Below are 22776 nucleotides of genomic sequence, written 5' to 3' on the forward strand. Positions count from 1 at the left end.
GTGTGGCTGCGGTCATCCATAATGAGATGTTGGACGAGATTCTGGCGCAGGTTCGTCCGTTAATTGGAAAGGGGAAGGTTGCCGACTATATTCCGGCCCTTGCCTCGGTCAGCGGGAATAAGCTGGGTATTGCTATCTGCACCATTGACGGACAGCGATTCCAGGCAGGGGATGCAACAGAACGTTTTTCCATTCAGTCCATTTCGAAAGTGCTCAGTCTGGTTGCCGCGATGCGCCAGTATGAAGAAGACGAAATCTGGCAGCGCGTGGGTAAAGATCCGTCCGGCCAGCCTTTTAACTCGCTGCTTCAGCTTGAAATCGAGCAGGGTAAACCGCGAAATCCCTTTATCAACGCCGGGGCGCTGGTGGTCTGCGATATGCTGCAGAGCCGCCTCAGCGCACCGCGTCAGCGAATGCTGGAGATAGTACGCCAGCTCTCGGGGGTTGACGACATTGCCTACGATCCGGTGGTGGCCCGCTCGGAGTTCGAACACTCTGCCCGTAACGCGGCCATCGCGTGGCTGATGAAATCCTTCGGCAACTTCCATAACGACGTGGCGACCGTCCTGCAAAACTACTTCCACTACTGCGCCCTGAAAATGAGCTGCGTTGAGCTGGCTCAGACGTTCCTGTTCCTTGCGCATCAGGGGCACGCGCCGCACCTCGATCAGGAGGTGGTTTCTCCTCTGCAGGCGCGCCAGGTCAACGCGCTGATGGCAACCAGCGGGATGTATCAAAACGCGGGCGAGTTTGCCTGGCGCGTTGGTCTCCCGGCCAAGTCGGGCGTGGGCGGCGGAGTGGTGGCGATTGTACCGCATGAAATGGCGATTGCGGTCTGGAGCCCCGAGCTGGATGAAACGGGAAATTCCCTTGCCGGTGTCGCGGTTCTGGAGAAACTGACCCAGCGTATGGGACGTTCCGTTTACTGATGTCTGACCTGGATCCCCTTTTTTCCCGTCTGGCGCGATCGACGTTTCGCTCGCGCTTCAGCTTAGGCGATAAGGAACGGCAGTATTGCTGGGACAAAGGCCCCGATACCATTGATCAGCATGCCGCTGATTTTGTCGAAAAGCGCCTTGCCCCTGCACAACCCGCGAATGACGGCAAACAGACGCCCATGCGCGGTCACCCGGTATTTATCGCCCAGCATGCCACCGCCACCTGTTGTCGGGGCTGTCTGGCGAAATGGCATAATATTCCTCACGGTGTTCAGCTCACCGCGAAGCAGCAGCAGTATATCGTCAGCGTGATTCACCACTGGCTGGTGCTCCAGATGAACGCCTAAATTTGACGAGTTATGATCCCGTTATATTTGTGTTATAGATTCATCCTAAGTGAGCGCCGATCGTGCTGACGACCGCAATAACTGCCATAAGCTTTCATATGGAATGAAATTTAATGCGTTCTGCTCTTACCGCTTTCAGGCCGTTCCAGCCTGACACGCCGCTGCGAAATGCATCGACGATCTTTATCCTCACCACTTTGTTCTATTTTGTGGGGGCGGAATTACGTCTCGTGGAGGCCTTGTCGCTGTTCTGGCCCCTCAACGGCGTGATGGCAGGGATCTTTGCCCGCTATGTTTTTCTGAATCGCCTGCATTACTACGCGGTATCCTATGTCGCCATGCTGATGTACGACGCGGTGACGACCAACTGGGGGATAGCCTCCGTGGTGATCAACCTGTCTAACATGGTCTTTATCGTCGTGGTCGCCGTGCTGATTCAGCGTGACAGGCGGCTGATGAAGAAAACCCCGGATCCGCTTAACGCATTACGCCTGTTCAACTACTGCCTGATTGCCGCATTGCTGTGCGCACTGCTCGGCGCGGTGGGGTCGGTCGGGATTGACAGCCACACCTTCTGGCCACTCTTTGCCGACTGGTTTAGCGAGCAGTTCTCAACCGGCGTGCTTGTTGTGCCGTGTATGCTCACGATAGGCATGCCCGTGCGCGAATTCAGGTTACGTCTGGAGCAGCTATTACCGGTTATTGCGCTGATCGTCTCGGTGGTCGCATCAGTTGTGATTGGCGGCGCGGGGAGCCTCTCTTTTCCACTGCCTGCGCTTATCTGGTGTGCGGTACGCTACCCATTGCCTGTGACCTGCTTGCTGACGTTTGTCACGGGCGCCATTGAAATTATTCTGGTCGCCAACTCGGTGATTAATATTGCCGTGGCGACACCGCTGACCACCCCAATGATGTTTTCTGCCCGGCTGGGTATTGCCACGATGGCGATCTGTCCGGTGCTGGTTTCCGTCAGCATGGCGGCCATTAATTCTCTGATCCGTCAGGTTTCCCTGCGGGCGGATTATGACTTTTTAACGCAGGTTTATTCGCGTTCCGGGCTTTATGAGGCGTTAAAACACGAAGAGACGCACCGCCATTCGCGTTTCCTGACCGTTATGCTGCTGGATATCGATTACTTCAAAAGCATCAACGATAACTACGGCCACGAGTGTGGCGACCGCGTGCTGGCGTCATTCGCCCGGCAGGTTCAGCAGGTGGTCGGTGAAGACGGGATGGTCGCGCGTATGGGCGGGGAAGAGTTCGCGGTGGTGGTCAACTCTGGCGACGCTCGACACGGTTATGAACTGGCGGAACGTATCAGAACTACAGTCGCTAACCATCCTTTTACATGGCGTCAGCAAACGCTCTCTCTGACGGTCAGTATTGGCCTTGGAAGCGGGAAGGCGGAGGCATGGCAGTTGACCGAGGTCTTCAACAAACTCATGACCGAAGCGGACGATCACCTCTATCGTTCAAAAAAAGCGGGTCGAAATCGTACCAGCGCCCGGGTCGCGGACGAGCATATTACTGCCGCCACCGGGCATGAAACAGAGCTGCGTTAATCGTCATAAGGCATTGACGTGAATAGCAAGTGGCTTAACAGACTGTCAGAACACTGACAATGTCACTGTTTAAGCTACGCTTTTAGTAACGCTTTACGTCAGGAGACATTATGAAAGCACCTGCAACCCCTGAAAATGAAACAGACAGACTGAACTCGCTGCGCGAATCAGGTCTGCTTGAGATCGACAATTCCCCGGCGTTTGACCGGCTTACGCGTCTGGCGAAGCGCTTCTTCCAGGTGCCGCTGGCAATGGTCAACCTCATTGATGAGCACTCGCTGATCGTGAAGTCGGCCGATGGCAAGGCGCCTGACACCGTTCCGCGTAATATCTCGTTTTGTGGCCATACGATCCTCACCGAAGCACCGCTGGTGGTAGGGGATATGCTGCAGGACGATCGTTTTGCGGATAATCCGCTGGTGGCGGGTGAACCTCGTGTGCGTTTTTATGCGGGCTTCCCGCTGCGCCTGCGTGACGGCGCCAGCGTGGGCTCGCTGTGTCTGATTGATTACGCCCCCCGTGAGTTCTCGGCGGCCGATCTTGCCGTGCTGGGAGACCTGGGCGCGCTGGCAGAAGATGAGTTTGCCGCCATCAGCGCGGCGACCACGGATGAGTTAACCGGCTTATTCAACCGCCGGGGCTTTAATCAGCTGGTGCGGTTTACGCTTTCGGTTGCCCGACGCCGGGCGGAGCCGCTGACGCTCGGCTGGCTGGATTTGGATCGCTTTAAGGAGATTAACGATCGCTACGGGCATGAAGAGGGCGATAAGGCGCTTAAAGTTATGGCGCAGCTGATGCGCAGCGCTTTCCGTGAGGCCGATATGCTGGTGCGTTTTGGCGGGGATGAGTTCGCGGTGCTGTTCGCGGATACCGACGAGCAGGGCGCCTGGATAGCCATGCAGTATCTCGCCGAGCAGGTGGAAAGCTATAACGCCCGCAAGCTTCACCCGTGGTCGCTACACTTCTCATGGGGGCTCAGTGAATTCGATCATAACGGCAACGACCTGCAACAGTGGTTAAAAGATGCCGATGAAAAGATGTATGCCATGAAGCAGCAGCGCCAGCGCGCCCGGTGACATAATAAAAGCCTATGTCCGAACCGCTTGCGTTAATAAGTTGTTAAACCCAAAGTGAGCGTATTCAACGTAAGGAAAAACAATGAATACCTCACTGCAAATCAAAACCCTCACCCGGGAAGAGATCCTCATCCATCTTGATGCGCTGGCCGGGATCCTCGAAAACTGCGTAAACGGCGGGGCATCCGTCAGCTTTATGCTCCCTTTTAGCCTCGACAAGGCCCGTACTTTCTGGCGCGGTATTGCCGAAAGCGTCGCGCGAGGCGAGCGGTTGGTGCTTGCCTGCGTCGATGCGCAGGACGGGGTCATTGGAACGGTGCAGCTGATCGCAGACCAGCCGGAAAACCAGCCGCACCGGGCGGATGTGGCGAAGCTGCTGGTCCATGAAAAAGCGCGTCGAAAAGGGGCCGCAATGGCGTTAATGGAAGCGCTGGAGGCTGAGGCCCGGGCCAGAGACATTTCTGTGCTGGTGCTCGATACCTCCACCGGCAGCGGGGCCGAGACCTTCTACCAGCGTGCTGGCTGGCAAAAGGTTGGTGAGATCCCGCGCTATGCCCTGATGCCGGACGGTGCCATGACGTCCACGTCCGTGTTTTATAAGTTCTTATAATTTTTCTGCACAACTACGCGACGTATTGATCAAAACAGGGTTTCTGGTCGTTAAGTTTTGATAAGTTATCGTACCAATCTTATCAGGCTGTATGACTAATCATAAAAGGAACCTCTTGTGAACACGCTCAACCGTCGTGATTTTCCCGGTGCGCACTATCCAGAACGCATCATTCAGTTTGGTGAAGGCAATTTCCTGCGTGCGTTTGTCGACTGGCAAATTGACCTGTTAAACGAACATACCGATCTTGACGCTGGCGTGGTAATCGTTCGCCCGATTCAGAGCGACTTCCCGCCGTCGTTAAGCACCCAGGATGGGTTGTACACCACGATCGTTCGTGGCCTGAATGAGCAGGGCGAGGCGGTGAGCGAGGCCCGGCTGATCCGCTCCGTTAACCGGGAAATCAGCGTCTATGACGACTATGGCGCATTTCTGAAACTGGCTCACAATCCCGATATGCGGTTTGTATTCTCGAACACCACCGAAGCGGGTATCAGCTACCACGCGGGTGACAGCGTCGACGATGCCCCTGCGGTGAGCTATCCGGCGAAGCTGACGCGTCTGCTGTTTGAGCGCTTTAGCCACTTCAACGGTGCAGCTGACAAGGGCTGGATCATCATTCCCTGCGAGCTGATTGACTACAACGGTGACGCACTGCGTGAACTCGTCTTGCGCTATGCGCAGGAGTGGGCGCTGCCTGCCGCCTTTATTCAGTGGCTCAACGACGCCAACAGCTTCTGCTCGACGCTGGTTGACCGTATCGTGACAGGCTATCCACGCGATGAAGCGGCCGCACTGGAGGCTGAACTGGGTTATCACGATGGGTTCCTCGACACGGCCGAACATTTTTATCTGTTTGTGATTCAGGGGCCGGCATCTCTTTCGCACGAACTTCGTCTGGATAAGTACCCGTTAAACGTGCTGATTGTCGACGACATCATGCCTTACAAAGAACGCAAGGTGGCCATTCTGAACGGCGCGCACACGGCGCTGGTGCCGGTCGCCTTCCAGGCCGGGCTGGATACGGTAGGTGAGGCGATGAATGATGCCGAGGTCTGCGCGTTCGTCGAAAAAGCAATTTATCAGGAGATCATTCCGGTCCTCGATTTGCCGCGTAACGAGCTGGAATCGTTCGCCAGTGCGGTGACAGGACGTTTTCGTAATCCCTACATCAGACACCAGCTGCTCTCCATCGCGCTTAACGGTATGACCAAATACCGTACCCGCATCCTGCCGCAGCTGCTGGCAGGGCAGAAGGCGACGGGGCAATTACCGGCTCGCCTGACGTTTGCTCTGGCCGCATTGATCGTGTTTTATCGCGCGGAGCGTAACGGGGAGAGCTATCCGGTGCAGGATGATGCACGCTGGCTGGAACGTTATCAGCAGCTGTGGGCGCAGCACCGCGATCGGCAGCTTAGCACCCGTGAACTGGTGCAGTCGGTGCTCAGCGTACGCGACCACTGGGAGCAGGACTTGACGCAGGTAAGCGGTCTTGTCGACCAGGTCACGCTGGATCTGGATGCCATTCTGCTTAAGGGCATGCGCGCCGCGGTTAAACCGCTTTGCTAATGCATTCACCCGGCTTCGGCCGGGTTTGAATAGGCCCCATTTAGTTACAACATACTATGTGCTTTGTTTTTAAAAAGCACATGCAGCACCGTGCGAATTTCGCTAATCAGGGGAGAAAATGCAATGTCCCGTTAACAAGCTTGCAACGGTGACGGGGATCACGTTTAATAGCCTCGCTCTTTTCTTGCCTGAAACTCACTATGATCGTTCGTCCTAAACAGCACTGGCTACAACTGATTTTTGTCTGGCACGGTTCGGTACTTCCCAAGATCTATACCCGATTGCTGCTCAACTTCCTGCTCTCTATCGCCGTTATCCTGATGTTACCGTGGTATACCTCGCTCGGTATCAAATTTACCGTGGCGCCATTCAGCATTCTCGGCGTGGCGATCGCTATCTTTCTGGGTTTCAGAAACAACGCCTGTTATTCACGCTACGTTGAGGCGAGGCTGCTCTGGGGGCAGTTGATGATAGCGGCACGCTCGCTGTTTCTCGAGGTAAAAAACACCTTACCCGACGATAAGCACCTCGGCGAATTTGTCCGCCTGCAGATTGCTTTCGCCAACTGTCTGCGCATGACCCTGCGCCGGGAACTGAATGCTGAGCAGCTCTCTCGTTATCTTGCTGCGGAGGATTTACGTAAAGTCATGGACGCCAACTCACCGGCGAACCGTATTTTGCTGATCATGGGGGAGTGGCTGGCCGTGCGGCGGCGAAACGGGCAACTCTCAGACATTCTGTTCCATAGCCTGAACAACCGTCTGAACGACATGTCTATCGTCCTTTCCGGCTGCGAGCGCATTGCGACCACGCCGGTGCCGTTTGCCTACACGCTGATTTTGCACCGCACGGTATATCTGTTCTGCATCATGCTGCCGTTCGCGCTGGTTGTGGACCTGCACTACATGACGCCCTTTGTTTCGGCGCTGATTTCTTATACCTTTATTTCGCTGGACACCCTGGCGGAAGAGCTGGAAGACCCGTTTGGCACGGAAGATAACGACCTGCCGCTGGACGCCATCTGCAACATGATGGAACGCGATCTGCTGCAGATGAATGATGAAGAGAACATTCCGGACAGGCTGATGCCGGATAAGCACTATCAGCTGACCTGACGGGCGTTCCACTCGTCGCGGGTGATCTCCCACAGCTCGGAGTCCAGCATCCCGCTGACGTAGGCTTTCTTCTCCGTTCTGATAAGCCGCATGCCGCTACTGTCCGAAATACGACGGGAGCGGCTGTTGGCGGCGGCCTTCGGGGCCCGCAAAACGGATTTGTTTAGCGTGTTGAACCAGTAATCCGTCGCGGCAATGCTGGCTTCGCGCATATATCCGTGCCCCTGAAACTCCGGCGCGAGCCAGAACCCGCGGTTGTTATCCTCGACGTCGTACAGGCAAATAATGCCCATCAATTCATCCGGCACCTCACGTCGCCGGATGCTCCAGAACCAGGCAATCCCTTTTGCCATATCCGGCAGCGCCACGTTGTTGACATAGTTTTCCGCGCCGTTATCCGGGTAGGGCCAGGGGACGGAAGAGACCATATAGCGGACGATCTCCCAGCGCGGATAAAGCGTTTGTATCTGGGCGGCATCTTCCGCAACCAGCGGTTTCAGCAGTAAACGTTCTGTCGTGAGCGTCGGTATCGTCATGCGCGGATCTCCCTTTTTAGGCGTTATGCTTTTGTTTGCGTTCTGGTATTTTCATCTATATGACGTTCTGTTTAGTTGCGTTGTAACGTATTTACTACCAAAATTTTGCTCTGCTGAGCGTTCGACTACCATCAGATTAGTTGGGCTAACTTACCTACCCACATAAGGAATAATGTATGGTTTTGCCTGGAATGAATCCTGAGACCAATCTCCCCGGTTATGATTATGCGCGAATGGCAGGTTTAGGGGCTGCAGATTTCGATTTCAAAGCACTGGGGTAGAACTCACTCGACAACTTGGGCAAGTGGTAACAAGTGCCGCAGCATTAGCAGGAAGTGCGGTGAGCGGCGTTATTGCAGCGCCCAGTAACTTACCACGGACCGGTAAATACATTATCGGTACCATTCAGTCACTGGCGGTATTCTGATGAAGTTTTTGAGTTTGTTAACCGGACGGGTTTTCCAGGATCTCCTGCAACATGGTAAAGATATAGAGGAGGCTATTGCTCGTCGTGATACCCGCCTTCTGGATAATTCCACTCCCGAGCTGGAACGGTATTTTTCGCGACCCCTCAGCGAGCTTCCGCGTCAAAATCCTTACCCGGTAGCTATGCTGTTACCTCTGTTTTTAGTGGCGTTTGCGCTAAACCTTTTGCCTTTTCTCAGCACGTTGCAGGGTTTGTCACCTTTACATCATGCATTGAGCTTTTTCTTACCATCATTGACGATGACAGGCGCGCTCATTGTGACAAGCGTACTACTGGCTCGTGGAAAGACGTCGGGATTGTCGGGCTTTATGGCGTTGTTCATCATCCTGCTGATAACGACCCTCGTTCAGGTTCTACATGTCATGCTTTCTCATGATGGAAGCCTCTGGCCACACGTCATTGCATCTTTCGCGCTGTTACTTTGTCGGGTGGTGATGAACGGCAGCGGCTTTGTTCTGTTTACGCTCTATTGTCGTACTCAGCGTCTTGCCAGATTGGCACGGGAAATGCGGCTAAAAAGCCGTTAAAGGGGAGGTTATGACATTACGAAAAGCCACGCCACAGGAAGCCGAAACACTCTGGAATATACGCAATCAGGCGATTCGTCACGGCTGTACAACCAGTTACGACGCTGAGGTCATTGCGCGCTGGACGCCCGATCTGATGCCCGAACGCTATCGGCAGATGGTCATTGAATACCCTTTTTACGTGGTTGAAGATGAAAAGGGCGATGTTGCGGCAAGCGGCTATCTCGATCTGGATACCCATTGCCTGGAGGCGATTTTCACCTTGCCCGCAGCCTCCGGCAAAGGCATGGCGACCCAGATTATTGAGGCCCTCAAACATGAGGCCCGTAGCCAGGGGATAACCCGCCTGACGCTTGATGCAACGCCTAACGCCCAGTCGTTTTATCAAAAGCTGGGGTTTGTGACGCTGCGCGAAAACTATCATCACTCGCGTATGGCGGGGGCTGATTTACGCTGTTTTGAAATGGCGATTACTCTGTAATGTGAGGAAAACATGGCTGTTACGGTACGACCTCTATGCAAAGACGACTATTCCCAATGGCGACCGCTGTGGGACGGCTATACCCATTTTTATGATTGCTACCTTGAGGAATCCGTCACCGCAGCGACGTGGGAAAGGGCGCTCTCAGCGCATTCATCGATGTTCTGCCGGGTCGTGGAGAAGGACGAAAAGATCATCGGTTTCGCAATGTGTGTTCTGCACGAAGGCACCTGGTCAACCGCGCCCATCTGCTACCTGGAAGATCTGTTTGTTGATGCTGCCGAACGCGGGGCGGGGGCCGGTAAGGCGCTCATTGACGCTCTGATTGAGGAAGGCAAGCGCGAAGGGTGGTCGAAACTGTACTGGGTCACCCGGGAGAACAATCCGGCGCGTAAACTTTATGACAAATATGGTGAAGCTGACGACTACGTCCGCTACCGTCTCTCCCTTTAAGACTTCAAGGCCTGTGTTTGTATCACACTGTATCAGCGTCCCGGATACATACACAGGCTTGCAATAAACCCGCTTTCGCACATATCCGCTATACATTGAGGTGTTGTGATATCCCCGTGAATTGTACTCAACCGGAGATACCAACATGTTCAGCAAACTTGCTTACTCAACCCTCGCACTGACCGTTTCGCTTGGCACCGTGATGTCCTGTCAGGCGGAAGCCACCGGCACGAATTTCGCGACCGCCTTTGATCATCCCCAGCAAATTAACGCTGGCGATCTGAACGTCGGTTATGTCGACATTGGTCCGAAGGACGGTCAGCCGGTTATTTTATTGCACGGCTGGCCCTACGATATTCACAGCTACGCCGAGGTCGCACCCGCTCTGGCGGCAAAAGGGTACCGGGTCATTGTGCCGTCTCTGCGCGGCTACGGTACCACGCGCTTCCTGTCAGCAAACACACCGCGCAACGGCCAGCCCTCGGCGATGGCGAAAGATATCGTTAATCTGATGGATGCCCTGAATATCAGGCAGGCGGTATTTGCAGGCTATGACTGGGGCGCCCGGACGGCGGATATCGTCGCCGCGCTGTGGCCAGAGCGCGTAAAATCACTGGTGTCGGTGAGCGGGTATCTCATTAGCAGCCAGCAGATTGGCAAACAGCCGCTGCCGCCAAAAGCAGAGCAGCAGTGGTGGTATCAATTCTATTTTGCGACGGAGCGCGGTGCGGAAGGCTATGCCAAAAACACGCATGACTTTGCGCGCTTAATCTGGTCGCAGGCCTCGCCTGACTGGAAATTCAGCGACGCGGTCTTTAACGCCAGCGCCAAATCCCTCGATAACCCGGACCACGTCGCGGTGACGCTCAGTAACTATCGTTGGCGTTTAGGGCTGGAAAAAGGCGAGCGCAAATACGACCGCTACGAGCAAAAACTGGCCACGCTGCCGAATATCACCGTACCAACGATCACCATCGAAGGCGGTAACAACGGCGCGCCGCATCCGGCACCGCAGGCCTATGCAGCTAAATTTACCGGCAAATATGAGCACCGCACCTTCGGCGCAACCGTGGGGCACAATCCGCCTCAGGAAGATCCACAGGATTTCGTTAAGGCGGTTATCGACGCGGATAAGCTGTGAAATGTGCTATTTTCAGTACGTTACCCTTCGGTCTGGAGAGTTCGGTGGAACATATTGACCACATCCTTGTCGTCGATGACGACAGGGATATTCGTGAACTGATTGTTGACTATCTCGTTAAGTCCGGTTATCGCGCCTCCGGCGCGGCGAACGGCAAAGAGATGAGTGCCGTGCTGGATAAACAGCATATCGATCTGGTAGTGCTGGATATCATGATGCCCGGTGACGACGGCCTTACGCTGTGTCGAGAGCTGCGCGTCGGGAAGTATAAAGATTTGCCCATTCTGATGCTGACCGCGCGCAACGAGGAGACGGACAGGATCCTGGGGCTGGAGATGGGGGCGGATGATTACGTCGTGAAGCCGTTTGTCGCACGTGAGCTACTGGCGCGCATTAAAGCGATTTTACGGCGTTTTCGCGCGATGCCGCCCAATTTACAGGTGACGGAAGCAGGGCGTCTGGTGATGTTCGGTGAATGGCAGCTCGATACCGTCGCTCGCCACTTAATCGACCCGGAAGGGGTGATCGTCGCGCTCAGCGGAGCGGAGTATCGTCTGCTGCGCGTTTTCCTTGACCATCCGCAGCGCGTGCTGACCCGAGATCAATTGCTCAACCTGACGCAGGGGCGAGACGCCGAGCTGTTTGAACGCTCAATCGACCTGCTGGTTAGCCGGGTTCGCCAGCGTCTCAATGAAGATGCCCGCACGCCCGCCTATATCAAAACCGTGCGCAGCGAAGGCTACGTCTTTACGATGCCGGTGACCATCAAAGAGGTTAACGAATGACGATCTGGCCGCGCTCGCTGCTGGCCCGTTTGCTGCTCGTCGTGCTGGCCGGTCTGCTGCTGGCTAACGCCCTGAGCCTGACGCTGGTCATGGTTGAACGCATGCACAGCGCCCGCACGGTGATGCTCGGTAATCTGGAAAACGATGTCGCAACCAGCGTCGCCATTTTAGACCGCTTACCGGCCAGCGAACGCGCCGCCTGGCTGCCGCGGCTTGAACGAGGTAACTATCGTTATATCCTGGGCACAGGGGAACCCGGCGCAGCGCCGACGGATAAGCGTTCGCAGGACGCCATCAGAACCTTAAAAGCGACGCTGGCCGCGCATTACCCGCTTAGCTTTACCGCCGTTCCTGGCGCCATTTCACATATTCAGGCCCACCTTACGTTACGCGATGGCGCGCCGCTGACCATTGACCTGATCCCGCGCATGCCGCCCGTCGCCAGCTGGCTCCCGGTCGTCCTCATCCTGCAGCTGCTCGTGCTGGCCGTCTGCGCCTGGATCGCCGTGCGGCAGGTGGTACGGCCTTTTTCACACTTTACCCGCGCGGTGGATGCGCTGGATCCGGCGGCCAGCACGCCTATGACGGAAAAAGGGCCGCTTGAGGTGCAGCGGGTAGCGCATGCCTTCAACGCCATGCAGGCGCGCATTCAGTCTTATCTCCGGGAACGCGCGCAGATCCTGGCCTCGATTTCTCACGATCTCCAGACGCCCATTACCCGCATGAAGCTGCGCGTCGAAATGGCCGGAGAGCCTGAACTTCGCGACAAGCTCCTGAACGACCTTGATAATATGTCTCGTCTGGTGCGGGAGGGCATTGCGTATGCCCGGTCATCGGAATCACTGGAGGAGACGTCACTGAAGCTGGAGCTGAACGCCTGGATCAACAGCATCGCCTGCGATTATCAGGACATCGGTAAAAACGTGCACTTTCAGGCAAGCGAAACCCGCATGCCCATCGTCACGCGGCCGCAGGCGCTTCGCCGGGTGATGACCAACCTGCTGGATAACGCCCTCAAATTCGGCGAGCGTGCTGCGATTGCGATAGACGTTTCGTCGGACAGCGAGGTCATTATTCACATTATGGACGACGGACCGGGAATACCCGAAGCCGAGCTGGATGCGGTTCTGCAGCCGTTTTATCGGGTTGAAACCTCGCGTAACCGCGATACCGGCGGAACAGGACTCGGCCTGGCGATTGCCGCTCAGCTGACCGCACAGCTGGAAGGAAAACTCAGGCTGGCGAACCGCGCCGGGGGCGGACTGGATGTCGCCATTACGCTACCGCGTCGTTCGTAAAATTGTACGGCTTTGTATCTCCCGGCCTGGGCGATACAGAGCCAGACAAAACCCACGCGTTTACACATACCCTGAACACATCCGCACGATGAAATAGCCTCACTGCAGTGTCGCAGGACATGTCATGTGAGGTCACTATGTTTCTGGTAATCGCTTTTCTGGGCGGGATGATAAGCCTGCTCAGCCCATGTACGCTCCCGGTTATTCCACTCCTGTTCGCCGGTTTCCAGGGGCAGCGTCGGCATATTCTGGCCCTGCTTGCGGGGATGATCGTGATGTTCACTCTGGTGGCAATGGTCGTCACCGTCGCCAGCGAGTGGATAACAGAGGCAACCATTGTCGGGCGCTGGATCGCGCTCGTCATTCTGGCCACCGCCGCGCTGGCCTTGATTTTCCCGTCTTTCGCCCAGCGTATTGCGGGACCGGCCGTCAGCGCGGGAAATGTTCTCAACAGCCGTAGCGGGCAAACGCGCGGAATGGCATCGGCTTTTCTGGCTGGGCTAGCGGTTGGGCTGCTCTGGTCTCCCTGCGCCGGGCCTATTCTGGGTGCGATTTTCAGCATTAATATTGCGGGGCATTCGGCCATCGCCACAGGCGCACTGCTTGCCGCCTATGGCAGCGGATGCGCGCTGATGCTGGGTCTACTCGTGTTCGGCGGACGCTCGCTGATGGCTCCACTGAGAGCAAAATCGGCGCTAATGGCGAAGCTGCGTCAGGGTGCGGGGGTGGCGATGTTAGCCGCAGTCGTCCTGAACGCGACGGGGATGACTTCGCTGCTGAGAGGGGCAAACGGCGTCGCGGACCGTCTTGAGACGGCGCTCTTGAATCTGGCGAAACCTGCCACCGCGCCGGTGAACCTCCAGCCAGTAGTCATGACAGAGCCCAGCAGCCAGCTGCCTTCGCTAAGCGGTGGAACAGGGTGGATAAACGGTGACCCTGTCACGTCTGAATCGTTACGGGGAAAGGTTGTACTGATTGATTTCTGGACGTGGGACTGCATTAATTGCCAGCATACGCTCCCCCATGTGCGGGAGTGGGCCACAAAGTACCAGCCGCAGGGTCTGGTGGTGATTGGCGTTCACACCCCGGAATATCCCTGGGAGAAACCGCTGTCGTCGGTTAAAAATGCGGTGAAGAAATGGCAACTGCCGTATCGGGTGGTGACGGATAACAACTATCAAATCTGGAATGCGTTCGGCAATCAGTACTGGCCAGCACATTACTATTTTGATGCCAAAGGGCAGCTGCGCTATACCGCCTTTGGCGAAGGTGACTATGAGCAACAGGAAAAGGTTATCCAGCAGCTGCTCAAAGAAGCCCGCTCATAATCGGATCAGGGCTGGCGTTGAGCCACGATAAACAACCTTGGAAAAGCCAGTAGTATCTGCCCGTTTTCCTGGAGCGGATACTGCTCTTCCAGCAGTTCATGGTAGCGTTTCAGGAACCGTTTCTGCTCGCTCTCGTTCAGTTCCTGAAGCCAGGGGCGCAGGCCGGTGGCGCTTACCCAGTCAATAATCGCCTGATGAGAGCTCATTTTGTGATAATAGGTTGTCCGCCAGATATCCACGTCACAGCCAGCTTCCGACAGAATATCGTAATAAGCGTGTACGCCCGGCAGCGGTTCGCGGCCACGGTCTGGATAGTCTTGCTCCAGCGCCACTTCACGCATCGCCACATGGGTGGGTTCCAGCCAGTTATCAGGCATCTGGACCGCCAGCACGCCATTTAGCTTAAGCAGGGAAACAAGATGCGGCAGGAGATCGTAATGGTCCGGAATCCATTGCAGCGACGCGTTGGCATAAATCAGGCTCAGCGGCTGGCCGGGCGTGTACTGACGAATATCGGCCTCAACAAAATGGCAATCGGGTAAGGCGGCGCGTGCTTCCTCGAGCATGGCAGGGGAGTTATCGACCCCGGTGATGTGAGCAGAAGGCCAGCGATGCTTCAACAGCGCGGTGCTGTTTCCCGGTCCGCAGCCCAAATCCGCGATGGTAGCGGCCTCATCCAGAGGAACTCTGGCGAGCAGTTCTGCGGCCGGACGCGTTCTTTCTGCGCCAAATTGCAGGTAAAGAGAAGGGTTCCAGTCGGCCATTATCAATTCTCCGTTTTGCATGTTTCTGCAAGAATAGCACAGGCAGATGCCTGCAAAGCGGTATTGGCGAGGGAGTTTGGCCAGAAGAAGCCAGCAGAGTCAGAAAATGAGGAGAGGTGCAAAAAATAATAAAACGGAAATATTACCCCTTAAAAGATTAAGGGGCAATACATTTATTGTAATTATTTTATGATTATTGTTTTTTAATATTTTATCGGCAAAGTGCTTCTTATGCTCTGTACCCGAAACTTTAAATATTAGATAATCATCGATGGGTATATCCCTGGTGTTTCGTAGGTCTTTGACCTCCTGGCCGCTTAGTTTTGCGAGAACTTCGTGGTCAGGTACTTTTTAAGTATAGGGAATATGCAGCACAATGAAAGCTGTCCTAAAAGACAGGTGATAATAGTTTCAGGTGTTATTATCAGGAACAAGAGCATGAATTCTGTCATTGAATTTTTTTTACACGACTACGATGATTTACCCCCAGCATTAGCGCGCGAACTTTACCGACTCCGGAGAAAAACGTTTCGGGACCGACTCGACTGGAAAGTGGAATGCGTCGAAGGTATGGAGAAGGATCAATTTGATTCCCATAACACGACATATTTACTGGGTATTTATGATGGACAACTGTTATGCGGCGCACGATTTATTAACGCAACGCAGCCCACAATGATAAGCGAAATTTTTCATAATTATTTCGACAACCCCATTATTTTTCCCGCAGATGTTCCTTGTTGTGAAGTGAGCCGTTTATTTTTAGATAAAGAAATACGAGATTCCGCAAGTCTGCATGGCGTGCCCGCCAGTAAGGCATTGTTTCTTGCAATGAATATTTATTGCATGAAGAACAAATATCATGGAATGTATGCTGTAGCCAGTCGTGGAATGTATGCCATATTTCGCCATGCGAACTGGAAAGTTGAAGTTATTCAGCGCGGTGTTTCTGAAAAAGGCGAGGTTATTTACTATATTTATATGCCCGCCAGCACCAGCATTATTGAAGATATTATTAGCAAAGACAAATCCAGTCACTGGCTTCGCGAAATGCTCGAGCACTTACGCCATTTATAACCAGTGGCTGAGGCTCAGTCCTCCAGTAACCGGAGTTCCGTTCCAAGTTTTATTGCGTGTCTTGCATTATTCACACCGAGCTTTTTCATGATGTTGCCCATATGGAATTTAACGGTGCGCTCAGCAATAGACAATATAACAGAAATTTCTGCGTACGTTTTTCCGGCGCTGACCCATTTAAGGATTTGGCGCTCACGTGGCGACAGGAAAACATTCTTTTTCTGCTGATGCTGACTATACAGATTGAGTGTCTTCTGGTGTAACTGAACAAGGAAGCGTAGAAAATGCGGCCGATATTTTTCAATGTCAATCCCAGAATGCTTAGGACTGATGACGGATAAGACAACAAGATTATTCAAATAGTCATGCAGAGGAAACGTCTGTCCCTGATAAATATCATACTGGACACTTTCGTCGAAAATACGCGTCAGGTTATAACCATCTGACAGGACAACATCACTTTCCCAGAAAAAATCTTCCACACAGCGCAAAGCCCGAATGATAACAGGGTCAATGAACTGATATTTTTTTTCAAGGTAGATAGTAAACCACTCTGGACTGTTATTGATTATCCTCATCTGTGAGGGATCTTTCTTGTTCATAATGGCGTAGGCGAAGACGATCCCTTTGAAGTCCTCAAAAAACGCGTCCAGCTCACTCTGAATTTGCGTATTGATCGTTAAGTCGTTGTAATATGTATCCTTCACGTGAGTTGCTGCCTCCTGTACGAGTGGAGGAGCAAGTATAATATGCTTCGTTATCTGTAGCGAGTCGCATTTTAATCCAGTCAACAGATAAGACAGGCTGCCTCAACTGGCAGCCTCGTGAACGTTTGGGATTTTTGAATGGTAAATGCAGATGACTTAGGGAATTGTTGATGTTTTTATCGAATTTCGAAATCGTTCACTAAATATAGTAGGCTGCAAAATTTAGGAGGTTTCACGCTTTTCCCCCAGGTGCATACAAATTGAAATCAGGATTTAAACCAGTGGGTTACAGAATGCCTTTCAGGGCAATATGATAAAGCAGCATGATGGTTTTACCGTCGACAATCCTGCCGGTTTCAATGCGGCGTAATGCCTCTTCAAGCGTCATTTCCAGCACGTCGATATCTTCTCCCTCAGCCTTGATCCCGCCGCCGGCGCCGGTTCTGTCTTTCGGCTGATACTCGGCAAGATAAAAATAGAGTTTTTCCGTGACAGAGCCCGGGCTCATATAGGCTTCAAAGATTTTCTCTACGCGCGTAACGTGGAATCCGGTCTCTTCTTCCGCTTCTGCTTTGATGCGGCTTTCAGGATCCATGTTGTCCAGCAATCCCGCCGCCGCTTCAATTAAATCGTCCTCATGGCCGTTGATAAAAACAGGGAAGCGGAACTGGCGCGTCAGGATGACCGTCTTTTTCTCACGGTTGTAGAGAAGAATCGTCGCGCCGTTGCCACGGTCATAAACTTCCCGCTGTTGCCGCTGCCATTCGCCATCACGGCGCTGCAGGTCGAAGGTGTATTTTTTAAGGATGTACCAGTTATCTGACAGGGTTTCACTGTTAATGATGCGCACATCTGCACGTTTTGATTGCACGATTGTTCCTCCTTACGTAGAGTAATACTCATAAACAGCAACATCATGCACTTTCAAGGTAAAACATGCAACATCAGGAAAACAGGATGCTCACTCGTCAGCGAAAACAATTGATCCTTGAAAAGCTGGGTGCCGAAGGTCAGGTCCAGTCAAAAGCGCTGAGCATTCTTTTCGACGTCTCTGAAGATACTATCCGGCGCGATCTCCGCGAGCTGGCGGCAGAAGGGCGTTTGCAGCGTGTTCACGGCGGCGCACTACCGTCATCTTCCGCAATTGCTCCGTTTGCCGAACGGCAATCCGTGAAGATGGATGCAAAAAAAAGGGTGGCCCGGAAAGGGGCCCAGCTGATTTCATCAGGCCAGGTGGTAATTATCGACGGTGGCACGACAACCTCGGAGCTGATTACCTTTTTCCCGCCTGACTTGCGCATCACCGTGGTGACGCACAGCCCGAGTATTGCTCTGGGGCTTGTTGATCATCCTGCCATTGAGGTGATTTTGATCGGCGGACGGTTGTATAAACACTCGATTGTTGCGGTCGGCGCGGCGGCCATCGAAGGCATAGAGAATATTCATGCAGATCTGTTCTTTATGGGCGTGACCGGTATTCATCCGGATGCGGGGCTGACAACCGGCGATTTCGAAGAGGCATGCATCAAACGTGCATTTTCCGGCAGAGCCGCGGAAACGGTCGTTCTGGCGTCTCCGGAAAAGATCAACACCGCGTCGTCGTTTGTGATTGGCGATGTATCTTCAGTGAATACCATCATCGTTGAAGACGGTACAGATAAGGAGTGGATCCGCGCGGTATCGGAAAAGGGGGTATCCGTCGTGCTGGCCTCAGATCGTGACAGCCTCTGACAGCCAGCGACTGGCTGTCAGGATTTAGCTTCTAAAATGTTCTCAAGCGAAATATTTGGGCTACCGACTTTCCGGCGCATGGCATACGGCTTCAATGTTATGACCATCAGGCGAGATGACAAAAGCGGCATAGTAATTTTCACCATAGGAACGTAGCCCCGGCTCACCGTTATCACGTCCGCCAGCGCCCAGCGCGGCATGGTAAAAATCATCTACCTGCTGACGGGTCTTGGCCACAAACGCCAGATGCAGAGGCGCCGGTTTGTCATTTGTCTGGAAAAGGCAAAGCGAAACGTCGCCAGAGCTCATCTCAACACCATAATCCGGCGCGCCTTCATCGACGAGTTCAACACCAAGCGGACGAAGCGCCTCGAGGAAGAAGGTTTTACTTTTTTCATAATCACTGACGCCAAATTTCACATGATCAAACATTATCGACTCCTTGAAAGCGATAGAGAAATGAAGAGTATAGAAGGTGGCAGGAGTCGAATATGAGCACAGGTGCGTCTATGTGACAGATATCTCGTTACATAGCAGACTGTTTCCGTCCAACAAATGTCCAGCGCAGGTAATCGTAAATCCAGTTAAACAGCATCGTGTACGGCAGGAAAAACAGTACCAAACCAATCTCAACAAAAAATGCCTCCGTCATCGTTAAATGCAGCATCACCATGGCCACAGGAATTAACGTGATGATAAGTCCGGCTTCGAAACAGGCCGCATGGAGCGCGCGGACGAGGAACGTTCTTTCAAAGTGGTATTTTTTCTGAAGAGCGTCAAAGAATTTGTTAAAAACAAAATTCCAGGCCGTGGCGGTAAGCGCGGATATCACGGACAGCGAACCAGACTGGAGTACCGACACGTTCATCAGCCACGCAAGCGACAGCGCGATGATAATGTTGGCCGTGACTTCAAAAATGACCGCGTGGAAAATCCTTTCTCTAAAGCTTTTATCTAATTCAATTTCCATAAGTTTACGGCAGCAGTGGGCAAAGGCTGAAGTATATCAAACGTCTTTCAACCATGTGTAAACGTAGACGTTGGGTCGTGCGGGGCCTCGACACAAATCATGCCTGAAAAGGTGGCTTCACATGATTCAATGGACCAGGTCAATCATGACCGCAGAAATGCAGATTTTGCCTCCACTTACGTTAGTGCGCATAATGTATATTATGTTAAATGACATCTGATAGCTAATCACGAGCCGATACATCAATCTGTTATTAATTCTGACCACCCTCTCGCTTCTCGTCTTTCACTGTCGATAACGACGATTTGTGAAAAAAACTCAAAACACCATTCGATGGCGCATGCTGGTTCCCTTCATGTCAGTGCAATACCCTGTCACATACAGAATTGCTGGCAATAAAAGAAGGAACACAGAATGAAGTATGTGAATCTGGGTCGTAGCGGTTTGCAAGTCTCCCGTCTTTGCCTCGGTTGTATGAGCTATGGTGAACCTGAACGCCTGCCTCAACCCTGGTCCCTGGATGAAAAGGCGTCACGGCCACTCATCCGTCAGGCGCTTGAAGCAGGCATTAATTTTTTTGATACCGCGAATATCTACTCGGGCGGAAGTTCTGAAGAGATCACAGGAAAAGCGCTGAAAGAAATGGCCAGACGCGACGAGATCGTTGTGGCGACAAAGACCTTCTTTCCGTGGCGCAACTCACCCAATACCGGGTTTCTTTCCCGCAAGGCCATTTTTCAGTCTATTGACGATAGCCTGATGCGCTTAGGTATGGATTATGTGGATCTCTTTCAGATTCACCGCTTTGACCACTCCACGCCTGTTGAAGAGACCATGGAGGCTCTGCATGACCTCGTTAAATCAGGAAAAGTACGTTACATCGGCGCATCATCTATGGAAGCCTGGCGCTTTGCAAAAATGCAGCATACTGCAGAGCGTAACGGCTGGACCCGATTTATTACGATGCAACCGCAATACAACCTGCTTTACCGGGAAGAAGAGCGCGAGATGTTGCCCCTGTGTGAAGACCAGGGCGTTGGTGTGATCCCCTGGAGTCCGATGGCACGCGGCAGGCTCACGCGCGACTGGAGTGTCACGTCCCGACGAACGCAAAACGATGCCTTTGCGTTAAAAATGTATGAGAACGCAGCCCTTCTGGATAAGCCCGTTATTGATGTCGTTGCAAGAATTGCCGAAAAGCACGATGTGCCAAGAGCCCATGTTGCACTTGCCTGGTTGCTATCAAAAACGGTCATCACAGCCCCGATCATTGGCGCGACCAAACCAGAACATCTTTCCACGGCTATCAGCGCACTGGACTTTACACTTAGCGATGCTGAAATCACGGAACTCGAGGCACTCTATCTGCCGCACCCCGTCGACGGGATCATTCCCCCGCTTCCTGATACGCCCCCTTCACTCACGCCGCCTTCAGCAATACAGAACCGTTAACACCCTTCCCTGGCCCGGCGTTGCCGGGTCTCATTCTTTTCAAGAATAACGAAGCACAACGTGTTCAGTGAGAGGCGATGAGCGGATGGACTTGTGAAATAAATTCAGCAACGGATTAGCGCTAATCGGTCTATGGTGTATATCATTTCCGTATCAATACATTCGGGCCTTAACGCACAAGGAAAACGATTCTGTATGCAAATAAGCAGAGCTGATGTTGCCGATCTCATTTATTTCATGGCTATTGCACGTCATCGCAGTTTCAGCCGTGCTGCCATTGAATTAGGTGTCAGTGCATCAGCGCTTAGTCATGCCCTGAAGGGACTGGAAACCCGGCTCGGGGTTCGCCTGCTTAATCGCACGACCAAGAGCGTCACCCCTACGGCAGCAGGTGAAGAACTGGTTCAGTCTGTCCTTCAGCCTTTCGACATAATAGAAGGCGCACTTGAATCGCTTAACAAGTATCGTAATACCCCTGGCGGACGTATCCGCATCAATGCTGCCGTTGAAGCGGCCAATCTTTTGCTTGCGCCAGTTATGCCCGCGTTTATGGATCGCTATCCCGATATTGAAATCGATATTGTGGCCAGCAACCGTATGGTTGACGTCACTGATGCGGGCTTCGATGCCGGTATCCGCTATGGTGGCACCGTCCCGGAAGACATGGTTGCCCGGCGTTTATCTGCCGATATTCGCTGGGTTATCGCAGCATCCCCAGACTATCTTGAACGCTACGGAACGCCTGAACATCCTGATGATTTATTACACCATCGCTGTATAAGCAATCGTCTCGGCGACGATCGGATTTATCGCTGGGAACTTGAGCGAGATGGCGAAACGTACCAAATCACTGTGCCAGGCTCTGTGACGGTCAATCAGGCTGAAACGGGCCTTGTGGCCGTCTTAGGTGGAGCCGGCCTGATGTATTTTCCGGAGCCTCTTGTTGCCCCCTATGTGAAAGATGGACGGCTCCGCCTGGTGCTTACGGAATGGTCTCCGCTGGAGGAAGGTTTTCATATCTATTATTCAAGCCGCCGGCAACTGCCGATCGGGCTTCGCCTTCTGATTGAGTTCATACAGGAGGCCAGGCCACTGGGGTTGTGAAATAGCGCTTCCATACTGAACGATGCGTTGTCGTCTTTATCGTTCCGTAGCGGATGTCAGAAAATCAATCAGGGTCTTCACTCTTTTAAAAGCAGTATAATCAAATGATTAAAATTTTATCCCTTCGCCTGAAATACTGTAACGCGCTGGCCAACAGCATGAGCAATGCCTCCCCGACACAGCTGCAGCAGTTTAAGACGCAATTGTCCGAACAGATGGGTAAGCCTGTGGGACTACATACCATGGGTATTCCGGCAGCGATCAGTACGCTCGGGGTGATTGTCAGTTTCGCCATTCCGCAGCTGTGGTTGGGCTATGGCGTACTCGCCGCACTCAGCCAGCCAACTGAACGCGTATTCGTGTGGGTTGTGCTGGTCGCCCTGCTTTTCGCTGGCATCAACGGCGTGACGATGTTCATGATTGGCAAAGGCAGCATGCGCGCCGTACGGATACACCTTGCGCTGGCGGTGATAAGCCTGGTATTAACGGCAGCCTATCTGCTGGCCGCGCTGATCGGTAGCCCTTTTCCGGGCGTCAGTCTGACTGCGGCACTGGTGAGTATCGTCATGTTATTGCTTAGTGGTAGCGCTATCCTCTCCACAGCCTTTTATAAGATGCTGCTATTTACTCTGCATAATCGCGCCTGGCGCAAGCTGATCAGACAGACTCGCGATGCACATATGCCACGCTAAGCCTGCCCCTCGTAAACATCCCGCCC

25 protein-coding genes are annotated in these 22776 nt (G+C 53.3%); 19 read left to right on the forward strand and 6 right to left on the reverse strand.

Annotation, left to right across the window (positions count from 1 at the left end):
* Positions 1 to 2 precede the first annotated feature (2 nt).
* From glsB to L362_RS15495, 7 genes are all read left to right on the forward strand, one after another.
* Positions 3 to 929, forward strand: a complete 927-nt coding sequence (gene glsB, locus L362_RS15525) for a glutaminase B (protein ID WP_008503201.1) — start codon at positions 3 to 5, stop codon at positions 927 to 929.
* A complete protein-coding gene (locus L362_RS15520) occupies positions 929 to 1285 on the forward strand; it encodes a DUF4186 domain-containing protein (RefSeq protein WP_023344141.1) in 357 nt (118 codons plus the stop codon). The genes glsB and L362_RS15520 overlap by 1 nt, the downstream gene beginning before the upstream one ends.
* Positions 1286 to 1398: 113 nt before the next feature.
* A complete protein-coding gene (locus L362_RS15515) occupies positions 1399 to 2847 on the forward strand; it encodes a GGDEF domain-containing protein (protein ID WP_021242498.1) in 1449 nt (482 codons plus the stop codon).
* Positions 2848 to 2957: 110 nt separating this feature from the next.
* Positions 2958 to 3923: a sensor domain-containing diguanylate cyclase gene (locus L362_RS15510; protein ID WP_023344142.1), complete on the forward strand. Its 966-nt coding sequence runs from the start codon at positions 2958 to 2960 to the stop codon at positions 3921 to 3923.
* An 82-nt stretch (positions 3924 to 4005) separates the two neighbouring features.
* Entirely contained in the window at positions 4006 to 4533 is a 528-nt protein-coding gene (locus L362_RS15505; protein WP_023292422.1) for a GNAT family N-acetyltransferase, read from the forward strand.
* Positions 4534 to 4650: 117 nt separating this feature from the next.
* The gene (locus tag L362_RS15500) at positions 4651 to 6102 is read left to right on the forward strand and encodes a tagaturonate reductase (RefSeq protein WP_023344143.1); all 1452 of its coding nucleotides are present in this window, start codon (positions 4651 to 4653) and stop codon (positions 6100 to 6102) included.
* Positions 6103 to 6302: 200 nt separating this feature from the next.
* On the forward strand, positions 6303 to 7217 hold the full coding sequence (locus L362_RS15495; protein ID WP_023344144.1) for a bestrophin family protein: 915 nt from the start codon (positions 6303 to 6305) through the stop codon (positions 7215 to 7217).
* Here the strand turns inward: L362_RS15495 and L362_RS15490 are convergent.
* Complete coding sequence (locus tag L362_RS15490; RefSeq protein WP_023292419.1) at positions 7205 to 7753, reverse strand: GNAT family N-acetyltransferase; 549 nt, start codon at positions 7751 to 7753, stop codon at positions 7205 to 7207. The two genes, L362_RS15495 and L362_RS15490, sit on opposite strands and share 13 nt — an antisense overlap.
* A gap of 426 nt (positions 7754 to 8179) precedes the next feature.
* On the opposite strand from L362_RS15490, the gene L362_RS15485 reads away from it, so the two are divergent.
* The 7 genes from L362_RS15485 to L362_RS15455 all read left to right on the forward strand — a co-directional run bounded on the left by L362_RS15485 (position 8180) and on the right by L362_RS15455 (position 14253).
* Positions 8180 to 8767 carry a hypothetical protein gene (locus tag L362_RS15485; RefSeq protein ID WP_023292418.1) on the forward strand — a complete coding sequence of 196 codons (588 nt, stop codon included), beginning with the start codon at positions 8180 to 8182 and terminating at the stop codon, positions 8765 to 8767.
* A 10-nt stretch (positions 8768 to 8777) separates the two neighbouring features.
* The gene (locus tag L362_RS15480) at positions 8778 to 9248 is read left to right on the forward strand and encodes a GNAT family N-acetyltransferase (protein ID WP_023344145.1); all 471 of its coding nucleotides are present in this window, start codon (positions 8778 to 8780) and stop codon (positions 9246 to 9248) included.
* A 12-nt stretch (positions 9249 to 9260) separates the two neighbouring features.
* A complete protein-coding gene (locus L362_RS15475; protein WP_021242490.1) occupies positions 9261 to 9701 on the forward strand; it encodes a GNAT family N-acetyltransferase in 441 nt (146 codons plus the stop codon).
* 145 nt (positions 9702 to 9846) lie between these two features.
* A complete protein-coding gene (locus L362_RS15470) occupies positions 9847 to 10842 on the forward strand; it encodes an alpha/beta fold hydrolase (RefSeq protein ID WP_023344146.1) in 996 nt (331 codons plus the stop codon).
* Between the two features lie 44 nt (positions 10843 to 10886).
* The gene (locus tag L362_RS15465) at positions 10887 to 11627 is read left to right on the forward strand and encodes a response regulator (RefSeq protein WP_023344147.1); all 741 of its coding nucleotides are present in this window, start codon (positions 10887 to 10889) and stop codon (positions 11625 to 11627) included.
* Positions 11624 to 12925 carry an ATP-binding protein gene (locus L362_RS15460; protein WP_023344148.1) on the forward strand — a complete coding sequence of 434 codons (1302 nt, stop codon included), beginning with the start codon at positions 11624 to 11626 and terminating at the stop codon, positions 12923 to 12925. Before L362_RS15465 ends, L362_RS15460 begins: the two co-directional genes overlap by 4 nt.
* A gap of 137 nt (positions 12926 to 13062) precedes the next feature.
* Complete coding sequence (locus L362_RS15455) at positions 13063 to 14253, forward strand: cytochrome c biogenesis protein/redoxin (protein WP_023344149.1); 1191 nt, start codon at positions 13063 to 13065, stop codon at positions 14251 to 14253.
* A gap of 5 nt (positions 14254 to 14258) precedes the next feature.
* Here L362_RS15455 and tam read toward each other — a convergent pair whose 3' ends face one another.
* Positions 14259 to 15017: a trans-aconitate 2-methyltransferase gene (gene tam / locus L362_RS15450; protein WP_008503216.1), complete on the reverse strand. Its 759-nt coding sequence runs from the start codon at positions 15015 to 15017 to the stop codon at positions 14259 to 14261.
* A gap of 438 nt (positions 15018 to 15455) precedes the next feature.
* Here tam and L362_RS15445 point away from each other — a divergent pair, with 438 nt between their 5' ends.
* Positions 15456 to 16094 (forward strand): acyl-homoserine-lactone synthase, encoded by a 639-nt coding sequence (locus L362_RS15445; RefSeq protein WP_023344150.1) that lies wholly within the window; start codon positions 15456 to 15458, stop codon positions 16092 to 16094.
* A gap of 14 nt (positions 16095 to 16108) precedes the next feature.
* Here L362_RS15445 and L362_RS15440 read toward each other — a convergent pair whose 3' ends face one another.
* Complete coding sequence (locus L362_RS15440) at positions 16109 to 16801, reverse strand: helix-turn-helix transcriptional regulator (protein ID WP_008503218.1); 693 nt, start codon at positions 16799 to 16801, stop codon at positions 16109 to 16111.
* A 286-nt stretch (positions 16802 to 17087) separates the two neighbouring features.
* Entirely contained in the window at positions 17088 to 17672 is a 585-nt protein-coding gene (locus L362_RS15435) for an NUDIX hydrolase (RefSeq protein WP_023292410.1), read from the reverse strand.
* 86 nt (positions 17673 to 17758) lie between these two features.
* Here L362_RS15435 and L362_RS15430 point away from each other — a divergent pair, with 86 nt between their 5' ends.
* Positions 17759 to 18532 (forward strand): DeoR/GlpR family DNA-binding transcription regulator, encoded by a 774-nt coding sequence (locus tag L362_RS15430; protein WP_021242483.1) that lies wholly within the window; start codon positions 17759 to 17761, stop codon positions 18530 to 18532.
* Between the two features lie 60 nt (positions 18533 to 18592).
* Here the strand turns inward: L362_RS15430 and L362_RS15425 are convergent, their stop codons facing one another.
* Entirely contained in the window at positions 18593 to 18964 is a 372-nt protein-coding gene (locus L362_RS15425; protein ID WP_023344151.1) for a VOC family protein, read from the reverse strand.
* Positions 18965 to 19058: 94 nt separating this feature from the next.
* Positions 19059 to 19502 (reverse strand): PACE efflux transporter, encoded by a 444-nt coding sequence (locus L362_RS15420; RefSeq protein ID WP_023344152.1) that lies wholly within the window; start codon positions 19500 to 19502, stop codon positions 19059 to 19061.
* A gap of 414 nt (positions 19503 to 19916) precedes the next feature.
* Here L362_RS15420 and L362_RS15415 point away from each other — a divergent pair, with 414 nt between their 5' ends.
* From L362_RS15415 to L362_RS15405, 3 genes are all read left to right on the forward strand, one after another.
* Positions 19917 to 20954 (forward strand): aldo/keto reductase, encoded by a 1038-nt coding sequence (locus tag L362_RS15415; protein WP_023344153.1) that lies wholly within the window; start codon positions 19917 to 19919, stop codon positions 20952 to 20954.
* 195 nt (positions 20955 to 21149) lie between these two features.
* Positions 21150 to 22058 carry a LysR family transcriptional regulator gene (locus L362_RS15410; RefSeq protein WP_023344154.1) on the forward strand — a complete coding sequence of 303 codons (909 nt, stop codon included), beginning with the start codon at positions 21150 to 21152 and terminating at the stop codon, positions 22056 to 22058.
* Positions 22059 to 22162: 104 nt separating this feature from the next.
* Positions 22163 to 22750 (forward strand): hypothetical protein, encoded by a 588-nt coding sequence (locus tag L362_RS15405; RefSeq protein ID WP_023344155.1) that lies wholly within the window; start codon positions 22163 to 22165, stop codon positions 22748 to 22750.
* The last annotated feature ends 26 nt before the right edge of the window (positions 22751 to 22776 follow it).

It is taken from the genome of Enterobacter sp. MGH 16, assembly GCF_000493175.1.
Taxonomy (GTDB): Bacteria; Pseudomonadota; Gammaproteobacteria; order Enterobacterales; family Enterobacteriaceae; genus Enterobacter; species Enterobacter roggenkampii.